At 45.4% G+C, this 20528-nt stretch carries 18 protein-coding genes; 7 read left to right on the top strand and 11 right to left on the bottom strand.

Annotated features, from left to right (window positions below):
• Positions 1 to 149 precede the first annotated feature (149 nt).
• From ACIRUQ_RS01695 to ACIRUQ_RS01665, 7 genes are all read left to right on the top strand, one after another.
• Positions 150 to 1199, top strand: a complete 1050-nt coding sequence (locus tag ACIRUQ_RS01695; RefSeq protein ID WP_055289791.1) for a type II secretion system F family protein — start codon at positions 150 to 152, stop codon at positions 1197 to 1199.
• A 12-nt stretch (positions 1200 to 1211) separates the two neighbouring features.
• Positions 1212 to 1553 (top strand): hypothetical protein, encoded by a 342-nt coding sequence (locus ACIRUQ_RS01690; protein WP_022036275.1) that lies wholly within the window; start codon positions 1212 to 1214, stop codon positions 1551 to 1553.
• A 16-nt stretch (positions 1554 to 1569) separates the two neighbouring features.
• Positions 1570 to 2061 (top strand): DUF4860 domain-containing protein, encoded by a 492-nt coding sequence (locus ACIRUQ_RS01685; protein WP_055289789.1) that lies wholly within the window; start codon positions 1570 to 1572, stop codon positions 2059 to 2061.
• Between the two features lie 16 nt (positions 2062 to 2077).
• The gene (locus tag ACIRUQ_RS01680) at positions 2078 to 2542 is read left to right on the top strand and encodes a type II secretion system protein J (RefSeq protein WP_055289787.1); all 465 of its coding nucleotides are present in this window, start codon (positions 2078 to 2080) and stop codon (positions 2540 to 2542) included.
• A 2-nt stretch (positions 2543 to 2544) separates the two neighbouring features.
• Positions 2545 to 3042, top strand: a complete 498-nt coding sequence (locus ACIRUQ_RS01675) for a hypothetical protein (protein ID WP_055289785.1) — start codon at positions 2545 to 2547, stop codon at positions 3040 to 3042.
• Positions 3043 to 3093: 51 nt separating this feature from the next.
• Positions 3094 to 4149, top strand: coding sequence for a type IV pilus twitching motility protein PilT (locus ACIRUQ_RS01670; protein WP_055289783.1), 1056 nt, complete (start codon positions 3094 to 3096; stop codon positions 4147 to 4149).
• A 186-nt stretch (positions 4150 to 4335) separates the two neighbouring features.
• The gene (locus tag ACIRUQ_RS01665; RefSeq protein ID WP_055289781.1) at positions 4336 to 5718 is read left to right on the top strand and encodes an NCS2 family permease; all 1383 of its coding nucleotides are present in this window, start codon (positions 4336 to 4338) and stop codon (positions 5716 to 5718) included.
• Positions 5719 to 5884: 166 nt separating this feature from the next.
• Here the strand turns inward: ACIRUQ_RS01665 and ACIRUQ_RS01660 are convergent, their stop codons facing one another.
• The 11 genes from ACIRUQ_RS01660 to ACIRUQ_RS01610 all read right to left on the bottom strand — a co-directional run bounded on the left by ACIRUQ_RS01660 (position 5885) and on the right by ACIRUQ_RS01610 (position 20510).
• On the bottom strand, positions 5885 to 6244 hold the full coding sequence (locus ACIRUQ_RS01660; RefSeq protein ID WP_242853581.1) for a DMT family transporter: 360 nt from the start codon (positions 6242 to 6244) through the stop codon (positions 5885 to 5887).
• A gap of 118 nt (positions 6245 to 6362) precedes the next feature.
• Complete coding sequence (gene tnpB / locus ACIRUQ_RS01655) at positions 6363 to 7466, bottom strand: IS200/IS605 family element RNA-guided endonuclease TnpB (protein WP_404856520.1); 1104 nt, start codon at positions 7464 to 7466, stop codon at positions 6363 to 6365.
• A 6-nt stretch (positions 7467 to 7472) separates the two neighbouring features.
• Complete coding sequence (tnpA, locus tag ACIRUQ_RS01650; protein WP_055290495.1) at positions 7473 to 7889, bottom strand: IS200/IS605 family transposase; 417 nt, start codon at positions 7887 to 7889, stop codon at positions 7473 to 7475.
• A 195-nt stretch (positions 7890 to 8084) separates the two neighbouring features.
• A complete protein-coding gene (locus ACIRUQ_RS01645) occupies positions 8085 to 11078 on the bottom strand; it encodes a glycoside hydrolase family 2 TIM barrel-domain containing protein (protein WP_055290494.1) in 2994 nt (997 codons plus the stop codon).
• Positions 11079 to 11241: 163 nt separating this feature from the next.
• The gene (locus ACIRUQ_RS01640) at positions 11242 to 12234 is read right to left on the bottom strand and encodes a LacI family DNA-binding transcriptional regulator (RefSeq protein ID WP_055290493.1); all 993 of its coding nucleotides are present in this window, start codon (positions 12232 to 12234) and stop codon (positions 11242 to 11244) included.
• A 109-nt stretch (positions 12235 to 12343) separates the two neighbouring features.
• Positions 12344 to 14455: a SulP family inorganic anion transporter gene (locus ACIRUQ_RS01635; RefSeq protein WP_055290492.1), complete on the bottom strand. Its 2112-nt coding sequence runs from the start codon at positions 14453 to 14455 to the stop codon at positions 12344 to 12346.
• Positions 14456 to 14578: 123 nt separating this feature from the next.
• Positions 14579 to 15829, bottom strand: a complete 1251-nt coding sequence (vanT, locus tag ACIRUQ_RS01630) for a serine racemase VanT catalytic subunit (protein ID WP_021740350.1) — start codon at positions 15827 to 15829, stop codon at positions 14579 to 14581.
• 28 nt (positions 15830 to 15857) lie between these two features.
• Positions 15858 to 17105, bottom strand: a complete 1248-nt coding sequence (locus ACIRUQ_RS01625) for an acyltransferase (RefSeq protein ID WP_082432834.1) — start codon at positions 17103 to 17105, stop codon at positions 15858 to 15860.
• The gene (locus ACIRUQ_RS01620; RefSeq protein ID WP_055290490.1) at positions 17065 to 17976 is read right to left on the bottom strand and encodes a D-alanyl-D-alanine carboxypeptidase family protein; all 912 of its coding nucleotides are present in this window, start codon (positions 17974 to 17976) and stop codon (positions 17065 to 17067) included. The genes ACIRUQ_RS01625 and ACIRUQ_RS01620 overlap by 41 nt, the downstream gene beginning before the upstream one ends.
• Before the next feature lie 122 nt (positions 17977 to 18098).
• Positions 18099 to 19160: a D-alanine--D-serine ligase VanG gene (gene vanG, locus ACIRUQ_RS01615; protein WP_022035083.1), complete on the bottom strand. Its 1062-nt coding sequence runs from the start codon at positions 19158 to 19160 to the stop codon at positions 18099 to 18101.
• 222 nt (positions 19161 to 19382) lie between these two features.
• Positions 19383 to 20510, bottom strand: a complete 1128-nt coding sequence (locus ACIRUQ_RS01610; RefSeq protein ID WP_070103974.1) for a sensor histidine kinase KdpD — start codon at positions 20508 to 20510, stop codon at positions 19383 to 19385.
• Positions 20511 to 20528 lie beyond the last annotated feature (18 nt).

The raw sequence follows: 20528 nt of genomic DNA, 5'->3' as shown, positions 1-20528 counted from the left end.
CACCTTTGCTGCATTTCAGATGCACTTATAAATACACTTATATATAATAAGGAAATTTCACAGTTATTCCATAGGAAAACCTTTTCATAAAAAAGCAGCTATGTATAACTTTTGATTTCAGAAACGATAAAAGAACGGAGGCACACAGAATGGAACATTTACAGCAAAAATCGCTGTCTTACCCGGAACTCGCATCCTTTTGCGGTGAGATGGGTATGATCCTGCGATCCGGCATTTCAGCTCTGGAGGGGCTGGAACTGCTGATGGAAGATACCCAAAACGATGCGGAAAAGACTCTGCTGGACACCATGTATCAGTCCATGCAATCCGGCGGCACCTTCGCAGATGCGCTGAGCCGGACAGGGGTATTTCCCTCTTATCTGATTCATATGACTGCCATCGGAGAAGAAACCGGGCGGCTTGACGATGTCATGGAATCTCTGTCCGCACACTATCAGCGGGAAGAAAGTCTGAGCCGGAGCATCCGCAGTTCCCTGTCCTACCCACTGATCATGATCATTCTGATGCTGGTAGTCATTGTAATCCTGATTACAAAAGTCATGCCGGTCTTTCAGCAGGTATTTGTACAGCTTGGCACCGAGATGACCGGTCTCTCCAAAGGGATCCTGCTGCTTGGCAGCGTTCTGTCACGCTATGCCCTGGTATTTGTCATCCTGATCGCAGCTGTAATTGCAGTCGGTATCGTGCTGACCCGTACCGAAAAAGGCCGTCATCTGGCCGGAAAACTTGGACACCGTTTCCGCCATTTCCGTGAGATCGCGGATTGTTCCGACAGCTGCCGCTTCGCCGGTGCCATGGCACTGGCTTTGAAAAGTGGACTGACACCGGAACGTGGTCTGGAATTTTCCAGAAATCTGATTGAGGATCCCTTCTACCTGGAACGGATCGATCAGTGCTGTGCCGAAATCGAACAGGGCACAGAGTTTTCCGGTGCACTTGTAAAAACAAAGGTTTTCACCGGTGTCTACGCCCGTATGACTGCCATCGCCGGGAAATCCGGCATGATGGATGAAGTGATGGAGCAGATTGCGGACCGCTGCGAGGAAGAACTGAGGGAACATATCACTTCTTTTCTCGCTGTCCTCGAACCGACACTGGTCATTATCCTGTCGGTGATCGTTGGCATCATTCTGCTCTCTGTCATGCTGCCGCTGCTTGGCATCATGGCAGGACTCTAGGAGGTGGCTGCGATGATACCTGTACCTGACAACCGGCGGTTTTACCACGGGAAGTCTCCGCACCCGTTCCGGAATCTCTGTCTCTCCCTGCTGATCTTCGTCGTTATCTGCGGACTGTTCTCCGTGGGAATCACACGGATTTCCAACCGCACACGGCAGGAACAGAAAAACAGCCTGGAGCATGCGCTCTGGCGGGGTGTTACCCAATATTATGCGCTGGAAGGGCGCTACCCGGAGACACTGCAGGACTTAAAGGATACCTGCGGCATCCGCTATGATACGGATCTGTTTTTTGTGGATTATCAGATCGGCGGTGCCAATCTGCTGCCGGATATTACAGTGATCGAACGATAGAAACGGAGGTATGACGATGTATCGAAAAGAATATACGGAACGAAAACATGTCATAGATTTTCTCTTTCCTCTGGCTCTGTTTTTTGCACTGGCTGCGTCTTCTGTGGCGTTGGTCGTTCTGGCTTCCGGCTCTTACAGCCGCCAGGTCCACACCTCAGAGGATTCTTATGCCAGCTGTACCGCGCTGTCTTATGTGACGGAAAAGCTGCATCAGGCAGATAGCAGTGACGCCATTGATGCAGGAACTTTCGACGGCCAGGATGCCATCCTGATCCGGCAGGAATACTCCGGACAGTCCTACGTGACATACCTCTACGCATACGACGGATATCTGCGGGAACTTTTTATCAAAGAAGGGGTAGCGGCTTCTGCCGGCGACGGACGGGAAATCCTCGCCACAGATGGATTTTCCTTTGAAGAATCCCGTGACGGGCTGTTCCATCTGTCCTGCACAGACAGTAATGGCAATCTGTCGGATACTTACGTCAGCATCAAGAGCAGCCGATGACCTACAGGAGTATATTATGAAACGAACACCAGCCAAGCGTTCCAGCCTGTTTCTGCTGGAACTTATCATTGCAATTTTATTTTTCAGTCTGACTTCTGCCGTCTGTGTACAGTTCTTTGCACGTGCACATCAGATCAGCCGTCAGACACAGGAATTGAATGCCGCTCTGGAAAAGGTATCCGGCTGTACGGAGATTTTTCTGAGCGGCGGGGACTTTACGGATATCTTTGGTGACCGGGTCAGCTGCACCCGGCAGCCGGACGGTTCCGCGGATTACACGCTCTGCTACGACAGTAGCTGGCAGCTTTGCACACATGTGGATGCTGCTTACACGCTGCAGATCCGGATACAGCCCTCCGGTCGTCTGCTGCATGGCTGTTTTACGGCTTCGCGCCTGAATGGCAACACTCCGGATGAGGATCCCGTGATCTATTCCACGGAAACAGACTATTGTCCGGTTCCCGGCAAAGGAGGTGCGTGACGATGCAACGCAAAAAACGTCCGGATTCCATGCCCGGATTTCAGATCGGTACGTCTTATCTGCTGGTCATTTTCATTATTTTATGTCTGGTTACCTTCGCCGCACTGACGCTCTCCAGTGCCCTGCGGGATCAGTCCTACAGTCAGGCGCTGGCAAAACACCAGACCGAATACGCTGCTGCCAGTACACAGGCTTCTGCCCTGCTGGCACAGATTGATGAGGCGCTGGAATCGGAGACACCGGAGCCGGCATTGGAAGCACTTGCAGGAACTGTACCTGCGATCTCCGTTTCTGTAGAACGGCAGGACGCAGAACGCCCGGTATTTGAAATCACTGCCCTGATCCCGGTAAGTGACAGCCAGAATCTGCAGCTGACCGTAAGTGCAGATGCCGCATCCCACACACGCCGGATCACCGCCTGGCGGGAAACCGCAGTCTCCGGCTGGGAAGAGCAAACAACGCTTCCGGTTCTTGGAAGTGACCGTACTGCAACTGATTAATATTTGAATACATATGATGAGTGAACTGTAACAATACATGAGGTGTTTCAGATGAATGTGATTGAATTATTGCAAAAAGCCGTCGTCGACCAGGCTTCGGATATTTTTATCATCGCCGGTCTGCCGGTATCCTACCGGGCCAACGGCCGGATTTTAAGAGAACAGGGGGAACGGCTCATGCCGCCGCAGACCAGTGAGTTTGTACAACAGCTTTATGAACTGGCGCAGGCCCGTGACCTTTCGCCGCTTCTGGAACGGGGAGATGATGACTTTTCATTTGCCATTCCGGGGCTCTCCCGTTTCCGTGTCAGTGCTTACAAGCAGCGTGGTGCACTCTCTGCGGTCATCCGTGTCATCACGTTTGAGCTGCCGCGCCCGGAAGACATCGGTATTCCTGCTCCGGTCATGAAATTCGCCGGTCTCTCCAAGGGCATGGTTCTGGTCACCGGTCCTGCCGGAAGCGGCAAATCCACCACGCTTGCGTGTCTGGTCAACCAGATCAACCACACGATGGAAAAGCATATTATCACGCTGGAGGATCCCATCGAATACCTGCACCGGCATGACAAAAGTATCGTCAGTCAGCGTGAGATCAGTATCGATACACTCAGCTATGTCAATGCGCTGCGTGCGTCCCTCCGCCAGAGCCCGGACGTTATTCTGCTGGGCGAAATGCGTGATTATGAAACGATGGATGTCGCCATGACTGCGGCAGAGACCGGTCATCTCGTTTTTTCCACGCTTCACACCATCGGTGCAGCCAATACCATTGACCGCATCATTGATGTATTTCCGGCAAACCAGCAGCGGCAGATCGCCGTACAGCTTTCCATGGTATTGCAGGCGGTGATCTCGCAGCAGCTTGTTCCTGCCCTGGACGGCACGCAGGTTCCTGCATTTGAGATCATGACGGTTACCCCTGCCATCCGGAATATGATCCGTGATAATAAGATCCCGCAGATTGACGGAACCGTCTACTCGGCGAATAAAGAAGACATGCATTCGATGGATTACAGCCTTCAGCTGCTGGTCAGAGAAGGCACAGTGGCTCCTGAGACCGCGCTTTCCTACGCTTCCAATCCGGAGATGCTGAAAAAGAAACTGTAAATTGAGCATGGAATTTTATAAGCTGTATTTCTGTATTGCATTACTGTTTCTAATGTATACATATAAATACTGTAATGATCGGAAATATTCGTATGATTTCGTAAAAAAGCTCTTTCTTTCTTCCCGGAAAAACGCTATAATGTGTGAGTTACTCATTTCATTTAACAAACTAAGGAGAGGGAAGTTATGTTAGAAAAATTTTTCAAGCTCAAAGAAAACGGCACAAATGTCAAAACTGAGATTATTGCCGGAATCACAAGCTTCATGACCATGGCATACATTCTGGCAGTCAACCCAAGTATCATGTCTGCCGCCGGTATGGATCACGGAGCTGTCTTCACTGCAACCGCACTGGCTGCATTTATTGGTACACTCGCAATGGCGCTGTTTGCCAACTATCCGTTTGCCCTGGCACCGGGTATGGGACTGAATGCGTACTTCGCTTATACCGTCGTGCTCGGCATGGGATACAGCTGGCAGTATGCTCTGGCTGCTGTCTTCGCGGAAGGTATCATCTTCATCGTTCTGTCCCTGACAAACGTGCGTGAAGCTATCTTCAATGCGATCCCGCAGAATCTGAAATCTGCAGTCAGCGTTGGTATCGGTCTGTTTATCGCATTTATCGGCCTGCAGAACGCACATATCGTCATCGGCGGTTCCACACTGCTTCAGCTGTTCTCTGTCGATGGCTACAATGAGGTAAATGGCGTAAGCGCTACGTTCCATGATGTAGGAATCACAGTTCTGCTTGCCATCATCGGTATCATCATCACCGGTGCTCTGGTTATTAAAAATGTCAAAGGAAATATCCTCTGGGGAATCCTGATCACCTGGGCGCTGGGCCTGATCTGTCAGGGTGTCGGACTGTATGTTCCAAACCCGGATCTTGGCTTCTATACGCTGATCCCGGATTTCAGCAACGGTCTGTCCATTCCGAGTATTGCTCCGATCTTCTGTAAGATGGATTTCTCCGGTATCTTATCACTGAACTTTGTGGTTATCCTGTTTGCTTTCTTATTCGTAGATATGTTTGATACCATCGGAACTCTGATCGGTGTATCTACCAAAGCAGGCATGCTGGACAAAGACGGCAAGCTTCCGCGTATCAAAGGTGCGTTACTGGCTGACGCTGTTGGTACTACTGCAGGCGCTGTTCTCGGTGTTTCCACAACCACAACTTTCGTAGAGAGTGCTTCCGGTGTATCCGAAGGCGGCCGTACCGGTCTGACTTCCATTACAACCGCCGTACTGTTTGCACTGTCTCTGCTGTTATCCCCGATCTTCCTTGCCATCCCGTCCTTCGCGACAGCTCCGGCACTGGTAATCGTAGGATTCTACATGCTGACAAATGTGGCAAACATCAACTTTAATGATGTCATTGAGGCAATTCCATGTTATATCTGTATTCTGGCAATGCCGTTCTTCTACAGCATTTCCGAAGGTATCTCTATGGGCGTTATCTCTTATGTCGTATTAAACGTGATTACAGGTAATGCGAAAAAGAAGAAGATCAGCCTGCTCATGTATATTCTGGCAGTGCTGTTCATCCTGAAGTATATATTCCTGTAAAAAATCATTCTGTATTTCAAGTCGAACGCACGTGAGTCTTGGTGCGTGATTTTGGTCAGCGAAAGCTGACATATAAAAGTGAGAGTCTTCTCGACTGAGATAAAAAAGTTCCCGGGAGGTGGTTCCTCCCGGGAGCTTTTTTATCTCATTGTTTGCTTCACATTTACTATGCGGTTTCTCCTGCCTTTTGCAAGTTTTCCCCATTTCCTTCTCCGCCGGATTCCGACAGATTGGAAATAATTACGGCAATCAGGATAATGATACAGCCGACCACCATGCGTGGTGTGATCACTTCATGCAGAATGATAATGGAAAACATCGTTCCAAATACGGACTCCATACAAAGTATGATGGCTGCTTTTGTTTCTTCCACGTACTTCTGACAAGCGGTCTGAAGCAGATAACAGATGGTCGTACTGATCACAGCGAGATATAAGACGCTGAGCCATCCCTTGGTCGTAACCTGAAAATCAGTCTCTCCGAATACAAACATGCTGATCGTGGAAAGCACAAATGCGGTAAACATCTGAACGAGAGTGAACTACCCATTGTCTAAAGCCAATGGGCTTCCTGCTTCGCAGACCTCGTAACCTACTATCTCCACAGGCGTTAATTCGGGCAGTCCCTGCCCTATATTGTTATTTTTATGCTATTTGTCTTAATCCTTCTTCCAGTATATTTTTTGCTGCGTTGATATCCCTGTCATGATTTGTTCCACAGACAGGACATGTCCATTCCCTTACTGATAGATTTTTTGTCTCTGTATTTTGGTATCCACAGACTGAACACAGCTGGCTACTGGCATAGAATGTGTCTATTTTGACATATTTTCTGCCATTCCACTTTGCCTTATATTCTAACTGTCTTGTAAGCTCATACCATGATACATCACTTATAGACTTTGCCAAACGGTGATTTTTTACCATGTTTTTTATCTGCAAATCTTCCGAAACTATCACTTGGTTTTCGCTGATAATCTCATGGGACATCTTGTGCAGATAATCTTTTCTGGTATTTGTTATTTTTTCATGGCATAATGCTATCTTTTTCTTTGTTTTGTAGTAATTTTGACTTCTTTTCTCTTTATGGGCTAACTGCCTTTGCAGTTTTATCAGTTTCTTTTCGTATTTTCTGATGATTTTTGGATTTTCGTATTTCTTTCCAGCTGAAGTAATACATAACTCCTTAATACCTAAATCTATTCCTGTATTTTGATTTACATGTGGCAGTTCCACATGTTCTGTTTCCACTAAAATTGATACATAATATTTTCCACTCGGAATTTGTGATATCGTTGCCGATTTTATCTGCCCGCTAAAATTTCTGTGCAGTTTTGCTTTTACATTTTTTAATTTAGGCAGTTTTACTCTATTTTCCTCGAAATCTACTGCTATATTGCCATTCGTAAAATTTGTTGTATATGACTTATGATTATCGTGTTTACTCTTAAACTTCGGATAACCTGCATGTTCCTTAAAAAATTTCTGATATGCAGCATCCATGTTGTAAATCGCATTTGTCAGAGCAAATTTATCCACTTCTTTCAGCCATTCATATTCTTTCTTTAATTGTCTGTTGCAGTAATTGTTACAGTCAGTTTTACTAACTGATTTTTTCTCTTTCTCATATACTTCTTTCCGGTATGCCAGTGTCTGATTATATACAAAACGGCAACAGCCAAATGTTTTTGCAATTTGTATTTTCTGCTCATTATTAGGATATATTCTGTATTTATATGCCTTTAACATCCACTGTTACCCTCTTTCCCAACCTTGATTTTCTATATATCTTTTCAGCATTTCTTCCGATACATTTCCTACACTACAGGCAAAATATCCATCTGTCCAAAAGGTATGTTCTTTCCAAAATTGTTTTCGTAAATATTGGGGATATCTTTTCCATATATGGTATGTTGTATAGTTCTTCATCAGGTTTACAATCTTACTAATAAACATTGTTGGTCCTGTCTCTATCATGTAATGAATATGGTCTTTATCCGTTTCCATATATCTGATAATAACACTGTGCCTTTGACATATCTCATATGAATACTGCTTTATATCATCTGATATCTGTCTCGAAACCAGTAATTTCTTCCTATATTTGCAGACGAAAATAATGTGATATTGTAATAGGTATTTGTGTCTGTTTTTAGATTTCCATGTTTCCATGTCATGAGTATACAATAATTTCTGATTTTTAGCTACCTTAACCCACCGTCTAAAACCAGTGGGATTGCGGTAGCCTTATTTCAAGAATGCCCTCGGCATTCTTGCTGCGAGATGCACGTCATACAACGCATGACATACTTCTACTGCGCACCTCTGCAATCGTGCCGGAGGCTATATCAGCTGGGGGATTGACTCTCAGCTGATATACTGTTTTCTTGCTTCTCTGATCTCACTTCCGTCCGTTACCGTCTGAAGTGTAAATGCCAGTGCAAAATCCTGCAGCTTTACTTTATTTTCTTCCAGCTGTTCTTCTCCGCAGCTGTTGCTTCCAAGACCGGAATGCAGATAATCCAAATGAATGATCACATCGTCCGCTTTTTCAATTGCGAACGGATGTTGCGCCTGTTCCAGACTTTCATCCGTATAGTTGGCAAGATTCAGTCCGAGCGGCGCTTTCATCTGGCATAACAGTCCATCCCTGCCATCTCCGATACGGAACCATTTCACCTGTTCACGGTGTCCGTTTTCCTGTGGGAATACATAATTCGTCATCATTCCGTCTACGGTATTTTTATAAATGCCCATAATAGAAGCGGCTTTGCTGTCCACATAGCTCTCGCCCGGTCCCATGCCATACCACATGGTGTTCTGAAGCTTACGGTCTGCCCTCATCGTGATGCCGATACGCGGGAAAAATTCCGGCTCCAGTTTTCCTCTCTGCACCGCTTTTCCCTGAAGCTCTACACGCATTTGTCCACAGGAATAAATCTCATACGTGTAGTCACAGTTAAATCCCCAGGACTGATTGTAACAGCTGAAATATGTTCCGATCCGGACAATTATTCTGTCTGCTTCTTCCTCCCAGTTGACATACGCAGTCTCTTCTACCGGTTTCTGCAGAAAATATTTATTCATCCAGTCTTCTTTTTTATACATATCGTTATCGATGGTAGCACGATAGACATTCATTCTCGGTCCTTCGGTCAGATAGGCTCTGTCTTCCGTTCCAAATGAAAGCAGTTTTCCAAATACGGTACTGAATCTTGCTTTCACCAGGCTGTTTTCCACTGTAAGGATGCCTGCGCGATCTGACACCCGGAGCGGATCGGCTGCTTCCCGCACGGAAAATTCATCTCTGCGGATCTGCATCGGGATCTGTACTTTTTTGATCTCATGGCCGGCCGGCGCAAACAGGCTGTCCTCCTTCTGACATACGGTCAGATTGATATAATAATCTGTATTTGCCTGCAATTCAAACGGTGCGATCGGCAACGTAAGAACCGTGCTGTCATGCGGTGCCACAGCGAGATCTGTTATCCAGCCTTCCTGTATGGCAACATCTTCCGCAACAACCTCCCAATGAAGTGTCACAGCATCCAGATCCAGAAAATCATAATAGTTGGATATGCGGATTTTCCGCATACTTCCTTCCACACCGGTAATATCTACCGGCGCAATGATCTGCTTATACTCTTCCATTCCCGGAGAAGGGGTTCGGTCCGGCATCAGGATTCCATCAATACAAAAGTTTCCGTTCGTAGGAAAATCACCATAGTTTCCACCGTATTTGTAATAGATTTCTCCATCTTCCTCCGTATAGATTCCATGGTCATACCATTCCCAGAGAAATCCACCCTGCAGGCGTTTATACTTGCGATACATATCCTGATATGCTTTTAATCCGCCCGGACCATTTCCCATCGCATGCCCGTACTCGCACATCACATGCGGTTTGTTTCCTTTTACTTCGTATTCGGCAATTTCTTTCAGACCTTTTAACCGTGTATACATCGTAGAATATACATCGGTCACTTCTGCCTCAAAATCACCTTCATAATGGATCAGTCTGGTATCATCCAGTGTCCGGATCGCTTTCGCTGCACTTTTGAAATTACAGCCGAAGGCAGATTCATTTCCCATGGACCAGATAATAATGGATGGATGATTGCGGTCTCTTTGCACCATGCGGACGCTGCGGTCCACATACATGGCTTCCCATGCAGGATCATCTGTGATCCAGGTATAATTTTCTACCCACTCGAATCCATGACATTCCAGATCTGCTTCATTGATCACATAAAGACCATATGCATCACACAGATCATAAAAATATTCATTTGCAGGATAATGGGAGCAGCGTACCGCATTGATATTGTACTGTTTCATCAGACGGATATCCGCTTCCATCTGTTCCCTTGTGACAGTTCTTCCTTCCGTCGGATTATAATCATGATGATTCACTCCGTTCAGCAAAATCACCTGGCCATTGATGCGGAAATTGTCCTCTTTGATCTCAATTCTGCGAAAACCGCACCGCACCGTCACTTCCTGTGTCCCAGTACTGACGGTAAACTCGTATAATTCCGGTGTCTCAGCTGTCCATGGATGCACATCCCTAAGTTCCGCGTTCACACTGATCTGCGCCTCTTTTGCGGCAGCTTCTCCGGAAGCAACCACCTCGCTCCGGTAAGAAAGCTTCCATGCAGCCTGTTGTAGTGGCTGCTTCCCTGTGATTCTGGCTGTGAACAATCCTGTTTGATAGCTGTCATCCAGTGTTCCGTCCACCTGCACATCGAGGATTGCATTTTTTTCTTCATTGATCAGCTCGACATCCCGGAAAATACCGGACATCCACCACATATCCTGATCTTCCAGATAAGTACCATCGGACCATTTATATACACGTACTGTAAGGTCATTTACTCCGGCTTTTACCAGCTTTGTGATATCAAATTCAGACGGAAGACGGCTCACCTTACCAAAACCTGCATGCATTCCATTTACCCATACATCAAATGCACTGTCTACCCCATGGAATTTCAGGATCGTATCTTTTTCCAGCCATGCTTCATCCAGACAGATGGTTCTTTTATAAATTCCGGTTGGATTTTCATCCGGAACATAAGGCGGATTGATCGGAAACGGATACAATACATCGGTATAGTGCATCCGGTCATATCCACGCAGCTGCCACACGGACGGTACATCGATCTGATCCCAGCCTTCCTGCGGTCCCGGCTGTTCGAATCCTTCCGGCGAAAGTTCCGGTGCATCCAGATACAAAAACGCCCATTGTCCGTTCAAACTCATTCGTTTCTGGGAATCTTTGTAAAAAGAAGTTCTGGCATTTCTTCTGCCGATTCCGGTTATCTGATTGTCTTCCCATCTTTTCACTGCTTTTCTTACCATAGTATTCTCTCCTCTCTGCTTTATTTAACCCTTGCCAACACGTCAACTTACTTTATCCAGTAAAATCAATATACTATTTTATTGGTAAAATGTAAATATTTTTACCAGTAAAAATCAAAAAAAGAACCATAAAACATCCCACTTGCTCTACAGTTCTTTTCTTTTATTTGATTTTTTTCACACTGTCCCGGATACATAACTGCGTCGGAACAGATACTTTTACACAGATTTCCCGTCCATGTAAGATTCGTTCCTCCAATAATTTTACGGCATACTCTCCCATAAATTCCATGTACAGCCGGACCGTCGTAAGCGGCGGAATCATATATTTTGCAGCCGGAATATCATTAAACCCTATAATACTGATATCCTCCGGTATATGTAATCCAAGCTCATATGCTGCACGGTAGCTTCCGGCCGCCATCGAATCATTTGCCACAAACAGCGCCGTTGGCAGATTGCCTTCCTGATATAATTCTTTCAGGAGTTCATAACCATACATCGGATAGTAAGCACCGTATTTCGTATACTCCGGATGATACAGACCTTTCCGGGTTAATGCATCCTGAAAACAGTGTAAGCGGGTATCGAGCGATTCCACGCCTTGTGCATTCACCTCCCTGCATCCGATCATGCCGATTTTTGTATGACCACATGCCACCAGATACGAAACGATCTCCTCTACTGCCTGGCGGTAATCCGCCACAATACTGTCAAATTTCTCCGGATTCGGATTTGCGTCCACAAATACAACCGGACATTTCCACAATTCGATAACGGCGATCATATCACCGGTAAATGTTCCCGTACAGATCACACCGTCAAGCCCGCTCAGTGATTCTGCGGTATCTTCCATTTTTACTGTCTGTCTGAGATAGCCTTCTTCTTCGAGCTTTCGTTCTAAGGCTAGGCGGATACACAAGTAATACGGATCCTCCAGCTCTTCCTCCGGAGAATAGGAATAAAACACGCCGATCTTTAATTTTTTTCTGCGTTTTTTCTGTGCCCGTACTTTATATTCCAGTTCCTCTGCAATCTCAAAAATTCGCTTTTTTGTTTCTTCCTGTGCATTTAACGTCTCATCATGATTCAACACTCTGGACACCGTTGCAATTGAGACCCCCGCTTTTGCGGCAATGTCTTTGATTGTTGCCATTCACAAACACCCCGATTTTCTTCGTTTCTATGTAAGCGGATCCAGCAGATCTGCTTACACTATTATGGTAAATCATATCATCAATCCGGCTGCTGTTCAACCACAAAGACTATTCTTTTCTTTCTTCCCGGTATTTCTCGATTAAAACAAACACTTCCGGATGCCGCTCCTTCAGGTGCTCATCCAGGATATGTCTGCGTTCCCGGAACCGCTCAGCCAGCTCCGGATGCTCTCTGGCAATCCGTTCATGGATTTCCTGCCGGTGCTGTTCCATCTTCTGTGCCAATGCATGTTCATCTTTCCCGGAGATACGCACAATTTCTTTCAAATGTTCTTCCAGATGTTCCAGCCATTCATCCAGATCAAGTTCCTCCATATGAGACCAGCTTCCATGCAATAATTCTTCCACATTCTTCGTCTCTTTCAAATGTTCGATCTGACGCATGATCTGCTTCTCCATCTCGGTCTCTGCATCCGCTCCGAAGGCCCATACAAACTCCTGTACACGATTATCCGCACGTTTTAATGATGCACTGCGTTCCGCATTATCCACACCGCCTTCTAACGGATACGGACGCTTATAGCCAATGTCTTTCAACGCAATGTGGATCGTACGGCGGACATTTCCATTTTCAATCAAATGTCCAAGCCCCAGTTTCCGCATCTGCGTATTGAGTCCGGAAATGTGCTCTGTAATGTAAAAACGGATTTCTTTTTCCTTCAGGGATTCGCTCAACAGGTTCAGACGATCCGCTGCTGTAATATCCATACTTCCAATACCGCTTGCATCCAGGATTACTGCTCTCGTATTTTCCTTCAGTGCCGCCTCAATTTCCCGCTGTAACACGGAAATATTTGCAAAAAACAGATTGCTGCTGAAGCGGTAAATGATCACACCGGATATCGGATGGATCTGCTGTCCTTCTTTCAGATCTCTGAAATGCTTATGTCCCGGCTGGATTCCGAGAAAACAGGTCGCCGGTTTTGCTGTCCGTATGATCATCTCTGTAAAAGATAACATAATACCGATCAATACGCCGTTGATGGTTCCCAAAAACAGCACACCGAAAAATGCACCCAGAAAAATAAAACATTCCGTCCTGCTCACGTTCCACAGTCTTGCAGCCAGATCAAATTCTGTCGCACCGAGCAACGCGGAGATCACGATGGCTGTCAGGACCGGAATCGGCAGATATCCGATAAAGCCTGTACAAAACAGTAATAATATAATCATAGATCCGCCTGCCACAAGTCCGGTCAGCTGTGTCTTTGCCTGATACTGTTCTCCCATAGCCGTTCGTGATACGGAACCGTTGATCGGACAGCAGCCGGTAAATGCTGCTGCAAAATTTCCAAGTGAAAATGCGAGGATTTCCTGATTATCGTCAATCTGATACCGGTTTTTCTGTCCAAAACTATTCTCTGCCAGCAACGTTTCTGCCATGATAACGACTGCTACCGACAAACTGATCGTAACCGCTTCTTTTAATGGAACAGCCGAAAAATCCGGCGAACTCCATGTTGGAAGCCCCGGTTCTACCGCTGCCAGTGTCTGAATGCCCCAGTCCTGCAACGGGAGCACGTTTGTGAGTACGGCTCCTGCTGCCATCAGTACCACTGCCATCGGAAATTTTGGAATTATTTTTTTTGCGATCAATAATATGACAAGGGAAACCACACCGAGCATAACGGAAGGCAGATTCATTGTTTTTGCAGTTCCTGCGATGTGCTCTGCCAGCTCCGGAAATTCTCCGACGCCGGCTGTTCCTCCCATCAGTTTGGGCACCTGCATCAGAATGATTGTTGTGCAGATACCGGTGATAAATCCGCCCATGACCGGTGCGGAAATATAATTGACCAGTTTTCCGGCTTTTAATAAGGAAAATATCAGCAGCCACAATGCCACGAAAAAGGTCAGCATCGGAACTGCCGCCAGTGCTTCTGCCGATCCGGCTGTAATATTCAGTCCTGCCAGGGCAGAACCGATCAGTGCCGCCGGAGCCGCATCCACGCCAAAGATAAACTGCGGGGATGTGGAAAACAACGCAAAAAGCAGAATCGGAAAAACGGAACCATACAATCCATATACTGCAGGTAACCCCGCAATCTGTGCATATCCCATGGAAATCGGGATGGAGACTGCCATGATGATCAGTCCTGCTAAAATGTCCTTTCCCAGATTTTTCTTATCATAATTTCGAAGTGTATGTGCAAATTTCATAGGAATACCTCTTTTATAATATTCTGGTAACTGTTAAAAGTATAACACAAACGTTCCGAAATGATAACCTTGTTCTGGGTAATTGTATAAGGCTGAATTGAAGGTATTCAAGTCGAACGCACCCTAAATATAACGTTCCAACCGGCTACCCAGTCGACTTAAAATTTCATTCGTGATCGTTCCGGCCGCCTCTGCCATATCCGCTGCAGTAAGTGTCTCATTTCCATCCGTTCCGATCAAAGTTACAACATCACCTGTTTTCACTGCATCTTCTTCCAGCTCACTGATATCAACCAGCGCCTGATCCATACAGATTCGCCCTACAATCGGCACTTTTTTTCCTTGAACCAACACCTGGCCAACACCATTTGACAGGCAGCGCGGCAGTCCATCGGCATAACCAATGGTAATAACGGCGATCCGGCTCTGTTTTTCTGCCACAAACTGTCTGCCGTATCCGGCAGTTTCACCCGTTTTCAGATTTCGCACGGAAGCCACTCTTGCTTTCATGGAAAATACCGGCAATAATTCTTTTCCAATCGTTTTCGTATCCGCATCATTGCTGAGTGTTCCATATAGGGCAACACCCACACGGGCATAATCCCATGCATATTCCGGATAGGAAAAAATCCCATAACTTGCCAACAGATGTTTTTTTCCACAAGCATAACCTTTTTCTTCCAGATGCTGTACAATTTGCTGAAAACATTCTGCCTGCGCCCTTGTATACGCCTGATCCGAAGCATTCTGTCCATCCGATACGCACAGATGGGAAAATATTCCATCAACCACCAGCTGTTTCATCTGAAACATGGCACAAAGTTCCTCAAAATGTTCACTGCGCTCACCGATACGATGCATTCCAGTGTCTACTGCAATATGTACATGTAGTGGTTTTTCAGACTGATTCAACTGCTTTGCATAGGAAAAATCTACGACAGTCTGTGTCAACTGATAAGTATGTAACAGAGCAAACTGCTCCGGTGCGGTATAGCCAAGAATCAAGATTTCACCTGCAATTCCGTTCTTGCGTAGCTCCATTCCTTCCTCTGCACTTGCCACACAAAATGCCTGAATACCAAGGCGGTTCAATTCTTTTGCGATCAGAACTGCCCCCAATCCATATGCCTGCGCCTTCACTGCCGGCATAAGCTGACACGTATCTGGCAACAACCGTTGGAACAGACACACGTTATGCTCCAGTGCCTTACGATCAATTTCCAGCCATGCGCGATGCCCCGCTGATTCTGATTTCGATTTTGTCTGATTCATTTTTTCATAATTCCAGTCGGACGGGATCAGATATCCATATCGCAATTCTTTTCTTTGTATTGTATCTTTCTCAATTTGTTTCTGCTCTTTTTGCTTCAACATATTTTTTCCTTCTTAACTTTAATTCCAATCATTTATTTCTTCTGACATGCAAGTCAAATCCATGTGAGATCCGGTGCGTAACATACATTCCAAAGATGGATATGATACAGGTTCCAATTACTACTGCCACATAATTCAGCAGACTGTTTCCGGCAATTTCTTTTCCCAGACTGCCCGGCAATGCATGCACTACCACGATTACCGCCGGATGTAAAATATAGATCCACGTCGACAGGCTGCGCAGTTTTTTTGATGGTTCCTGTGGTTTGGCACAGATCCAGATGTACAAAAATATCATCACAATGGGAAGCATCACATACATGCTGTCATGCCGCTGCCAATCTGCCGCATGCAGTGCAAATCCCTCTACTGTCATGAGCACCAGACTAATGAGTAATCCGAGTCCCGCGCGCTTCCGATTCCAGCGTTTTGGTTCTGACATTTCCCAGTAACTATCATTTTGCACTGTATTTTCCCGTTCAACCTTTGCAAACCAGACACCGATCATCAGAAAGATCGGCACCAGGAAAATACCGTTTCTTGTATAAGAAAATACCTGAAACATTCCGTCATATATGGTCTTTAACACGGGAATCTGTGTTGTCAGTCCATAATAGCTGTCTCCCAGAAGACCTAATATATAGAGAATGATTACAATCACAAATGTAATTCGGAAACCTACCTCTGATATCTGAGCCAATATTTCTTCTTTCACATCATTTCTATTTGCATTATTCCTACTTACAAAAATCACATTATTTGCATCATTTCTGTCTTCGTTATTTTTAATTTCACGCTGATGATTTTTCCCAATTCTGCTACAGCCCCACACGATCACCATGCCCAGCATGCATGCCGGAAAATACCACAGATGATAAAAAGTTCCGTCAAATACCAGCATGCGAAAAATTCCTGTCACAGTGATTTGTTTGTAGTGACCTGCATACATTCCCACCGGAAAATACAGTACGACAGAAATACCATACAAAATCGCAATTTTTTTCAAAAAACTGAGTAACACTGCTGCGGAACTACCTTTCTCATCCGGATCATTTTCCCAGAATTTTGCTGCCACATAACGTCCTGTGATCATCAGAAACAGCGGAACTGCCATCCGGGCAAAAATCCGTGTCAGAAAAAAATCTGCATTTTCGTTCACAGACAACAGCGGTGACGTGTGAATCGCAATGACCAGAAATGCCGCAATCAGTCGGTAGCGGTCAAGACCGCCCTGTTTACCCACGACAAGTACTCCATTCCGTGATAACAAATCCATCTACGTTATTACCGGAAATCACTCGCGGTGTTTTGTGGTCTGCATCCAGACAGATCTGCTCTGACTGACCGGCATTCAGATAAGAAATCCATATTTCTTTTCCCTGACTGCAGTAACGGTATGGATTTTTTCCGTACTCATAACCACGCAGGAACTCCATATATTCTTCCAGAACCATGCCTTTTTCTGTCATGATTTCCGCATGCGGCATGCCCACATAACGGAAGTGCCATGGCTCCTGACCAATTCCGGTCACCTCTTCTTTCCCCTTTGGATAGCGCTCAATAAATCCGTATTTTGGTGCAAGCTGCCGGAATCGCTGGCAGATACCCTCATATGGAAATTCCGGTCGGATAAAATCAATGACATCCTGTTTTAATCCCAGATCAATGGCAAGCCCGGTTTCATGCTCACTGTGTCCCGGAACAGCTACATAGGTTTCCGTAAACTCCCGTCCACTCTCACGCATGGACGTATCCCAGATACTCTGCTGCTCTTTATGCGGTCTCCATGCGCTCACCGGAACGATATGCTCCCAACCATGCATTTTTTCCATCAGTTCGTTTAATAAAATGACGGCTCTGCGCTGCAATTTCATGTCATAAATATCCATGTTAAATTCTTCAGAATTCTGTTCCGATCGTTCAGCTATTTCCGGCAAGGCAGTTTCTATCCTTGTGGTATCTTTTGTGGAAAAATCTTTTTCCCGCTGCTTTAACACTGGCTGTAATATTTCGTCTAAATACTGCTTGTTTCCGGTATTTTCCAGATACGCATACGCCGCATTGACCAGAATCAGACTTCCATGATAAATATCTTCCTTTGAAAGCCAGATCTGCTGACCCTCATCTGCTTTTACTTTTAATTCCATGTTGCTGCTCCTTTCTACTCACATTTCACTTTTACATTTTTCTGCTCTCAAACTCACTTTATAAAATCACTTTTGTAACTATTTAGCACCCCATTCGCAAAATCGCTGCGATGCAGCTTTCATTACTCCATTGCCAGACGAATGATCCGTTCCAAAATCTCCGGGAACTCAAGTCCTGCTGCCTTCATCATACCCGGATAACGGCTGTGCTCCGTAAATCCCGGAATCGTGTTTACTTCGTTAAATACGATCTCGCCATCTGGTGTCAGGAACATGTCCACTCTGGCAAAACCACGACATCCAAGTGCCTGGTAAATTGTCTTTGCGGTCTGTTTGATTTCCTGCATTTTTCTTAATTCAATCCGCGCCGGAACATGAATCTCAGATGTTTTCAAAGTATATTTTTCGGTAAAATCAAAGAATCCACCGGAAAGCTGAATTTCATCTACTTCCCCTGTAATCAGGTTGCGATTGCCAAGAACAGCGCATCCAACTTCAAATCCATCGATGTTTTCTTCCATGATAACTTCATCGTCATACTGAAACGCCTTGATAATCGCAGACTGCAGTTCCACCGGTTTTTCCACTTTTGTCACACCGTAAGAAGAACCTGCTTTTACTGGTTTGACGTACACCGGATAGCCAGTTTTCAATGCAAAATCAACTGCCATCTTCCGGTCATCTCCCTGCGTCAGCACCATTGCTTTCGGTACACGGACACCAGCTGCCTCTGCCACCAGATGCGCACGGTCTTTGTCCATACACAGAGCAGATGCCAGAATACCACATCCTGCCAGCGGAATTCCCGCCATGGTAATCAGACCCTGAATGGTTCCATCCTCACCATTTTTTCCATGCATGACCGGAAACGCCACATCGATCGGCATTGTTTTTGCACCGTCTTCTCCAAGAAGCACCAGACCATGTGTATTTCGATCCGGTGAAATCATAGTCGGTGTGCAGTATTCGGACTGCTGCCAGGTATCATTTTCAATATTTTCCACTGGGCCTGTATAAGAAAACCACTGTCCTTCTTTTGTGATTCCAACCGGAAGCACTTCATATTTTTCCGGGTCCAAATTTTTTATCACAGCACTAGATGACTCCAGAGACACACTGTACTCGGAGGAATATCCTCCAAAAATAACTGCTACTTTCACTTTTTTTCTGTATTTTTCGCTCATTTTTTTATCCTCTTTTCTTTTTCGCTTTCTATTTTTCATATTATCCAATAAAAAAAGCCTTGCTTTGATACGCTTATCGTACCAAAACAAAGCTTTTCATACTTTTAGGTTTTCTTTCCTGCTTCTTGTGTTTTTCTCCCGAAATCCTTACGATTTTCTTACAGACAGAATGCAGGAACATAGTTTTCTTTTATTTGCAATTTTTATGCGTTCAATTTTGTTTTACCACAGATTCTCCGGAACACCCGGCAGCACTACCGTAAATCGAATACTCTCATTTTCACTTTCTGCCGTGATCGTTCCGTGATGCAATTCCACAATTTCCTTCGCAATAGCAAGTCCCAGACCGGAACCACCAGTGGAAGATCTTCGCGAACTGTCCAGACGGAAAAACTGTTCAAAGATTCGGTCCAATTTATCCGGTGAAATTGTTTTTCCATGATTTTCCACACATATTTTCACTTCATCTTTTATCGGCTCATAATCCATAGAAAGATAAATGGTCGTGCCCGCATAACTGTAATTCACCGCATTGCGCAACAGATTATCAAATACCCGTGCCAGTTTATCCGGATCGCACAGGATTTCCACATTCGGCTTGATCTCCGTTTCCAGTTTCAGATCTTTTTCTGCCAGAATCGGATGAAATTCAAACCCGATCTGCTCCAGCATACGACTGATATTGACGCGCTCCGGCTCCAGCTGAATATTGGTCAGATTAAATCGTGTAATATCAAAAAATTCATTGATCAGATCTTCCAGACGCTCTGCTTTATCCAGCGCAATCCCTGTATAACGACTTCGCATTTCCTCTGAAATCTGTGGTTCATCCCGCAATAATGTCAGATAACCGATCACACTGGTCAACGGAGTCTTCAGATCATGCGCCAGATAAACGATCAGATCATTTTTTCGCTGTTCTGCCTCTTTTGCCAGCATAGCATTTCGCAAAGCACCTTCCCGCACCAGATTCAGTTCATCTTCCACACTTTTCATTGCTCTGGATAACCGGATCGGTTCTTCTCCCGGATTGGCAAGTTTTTCCGATGCATCCACCAGTTCATCCAGATAACGCAGCGGGCGTGTCATAAACCGCAAAGTAATAACAATCCATCCGATCAGGATCAATATACTCATAATGGCAATGATCCATTCTTTTACCCACTGCAACAAATAATAAATGCTGCTCGGCTGCCATGAGATGTTGATGCTTACTGACCAACCGATTGCCAATATTGCGAATAGAGCTGACACATATATCACTAAAGCCAGGATATAGTTTCCAAACACCTGGCCTGTAAGCTGCGTGCGCAGATATTTTCTATTCGTATCACTCTTTTTCTGCTCCATATGCATCCCCTTACCTAC

Source organism: Eubacterium ramulus (assembly GCF_045002895.1).
Lineage (GTDB): Bacteria > Bacillota > Clostridia > Lachnospirales > Lachnospiraceae > Eubacterium_I > Eubacterium_I ramulus.
Note: the sequence above shows the minus strand (reverse complement) of the source record. Positions and strands in the feature narration are given on the sequence as shown.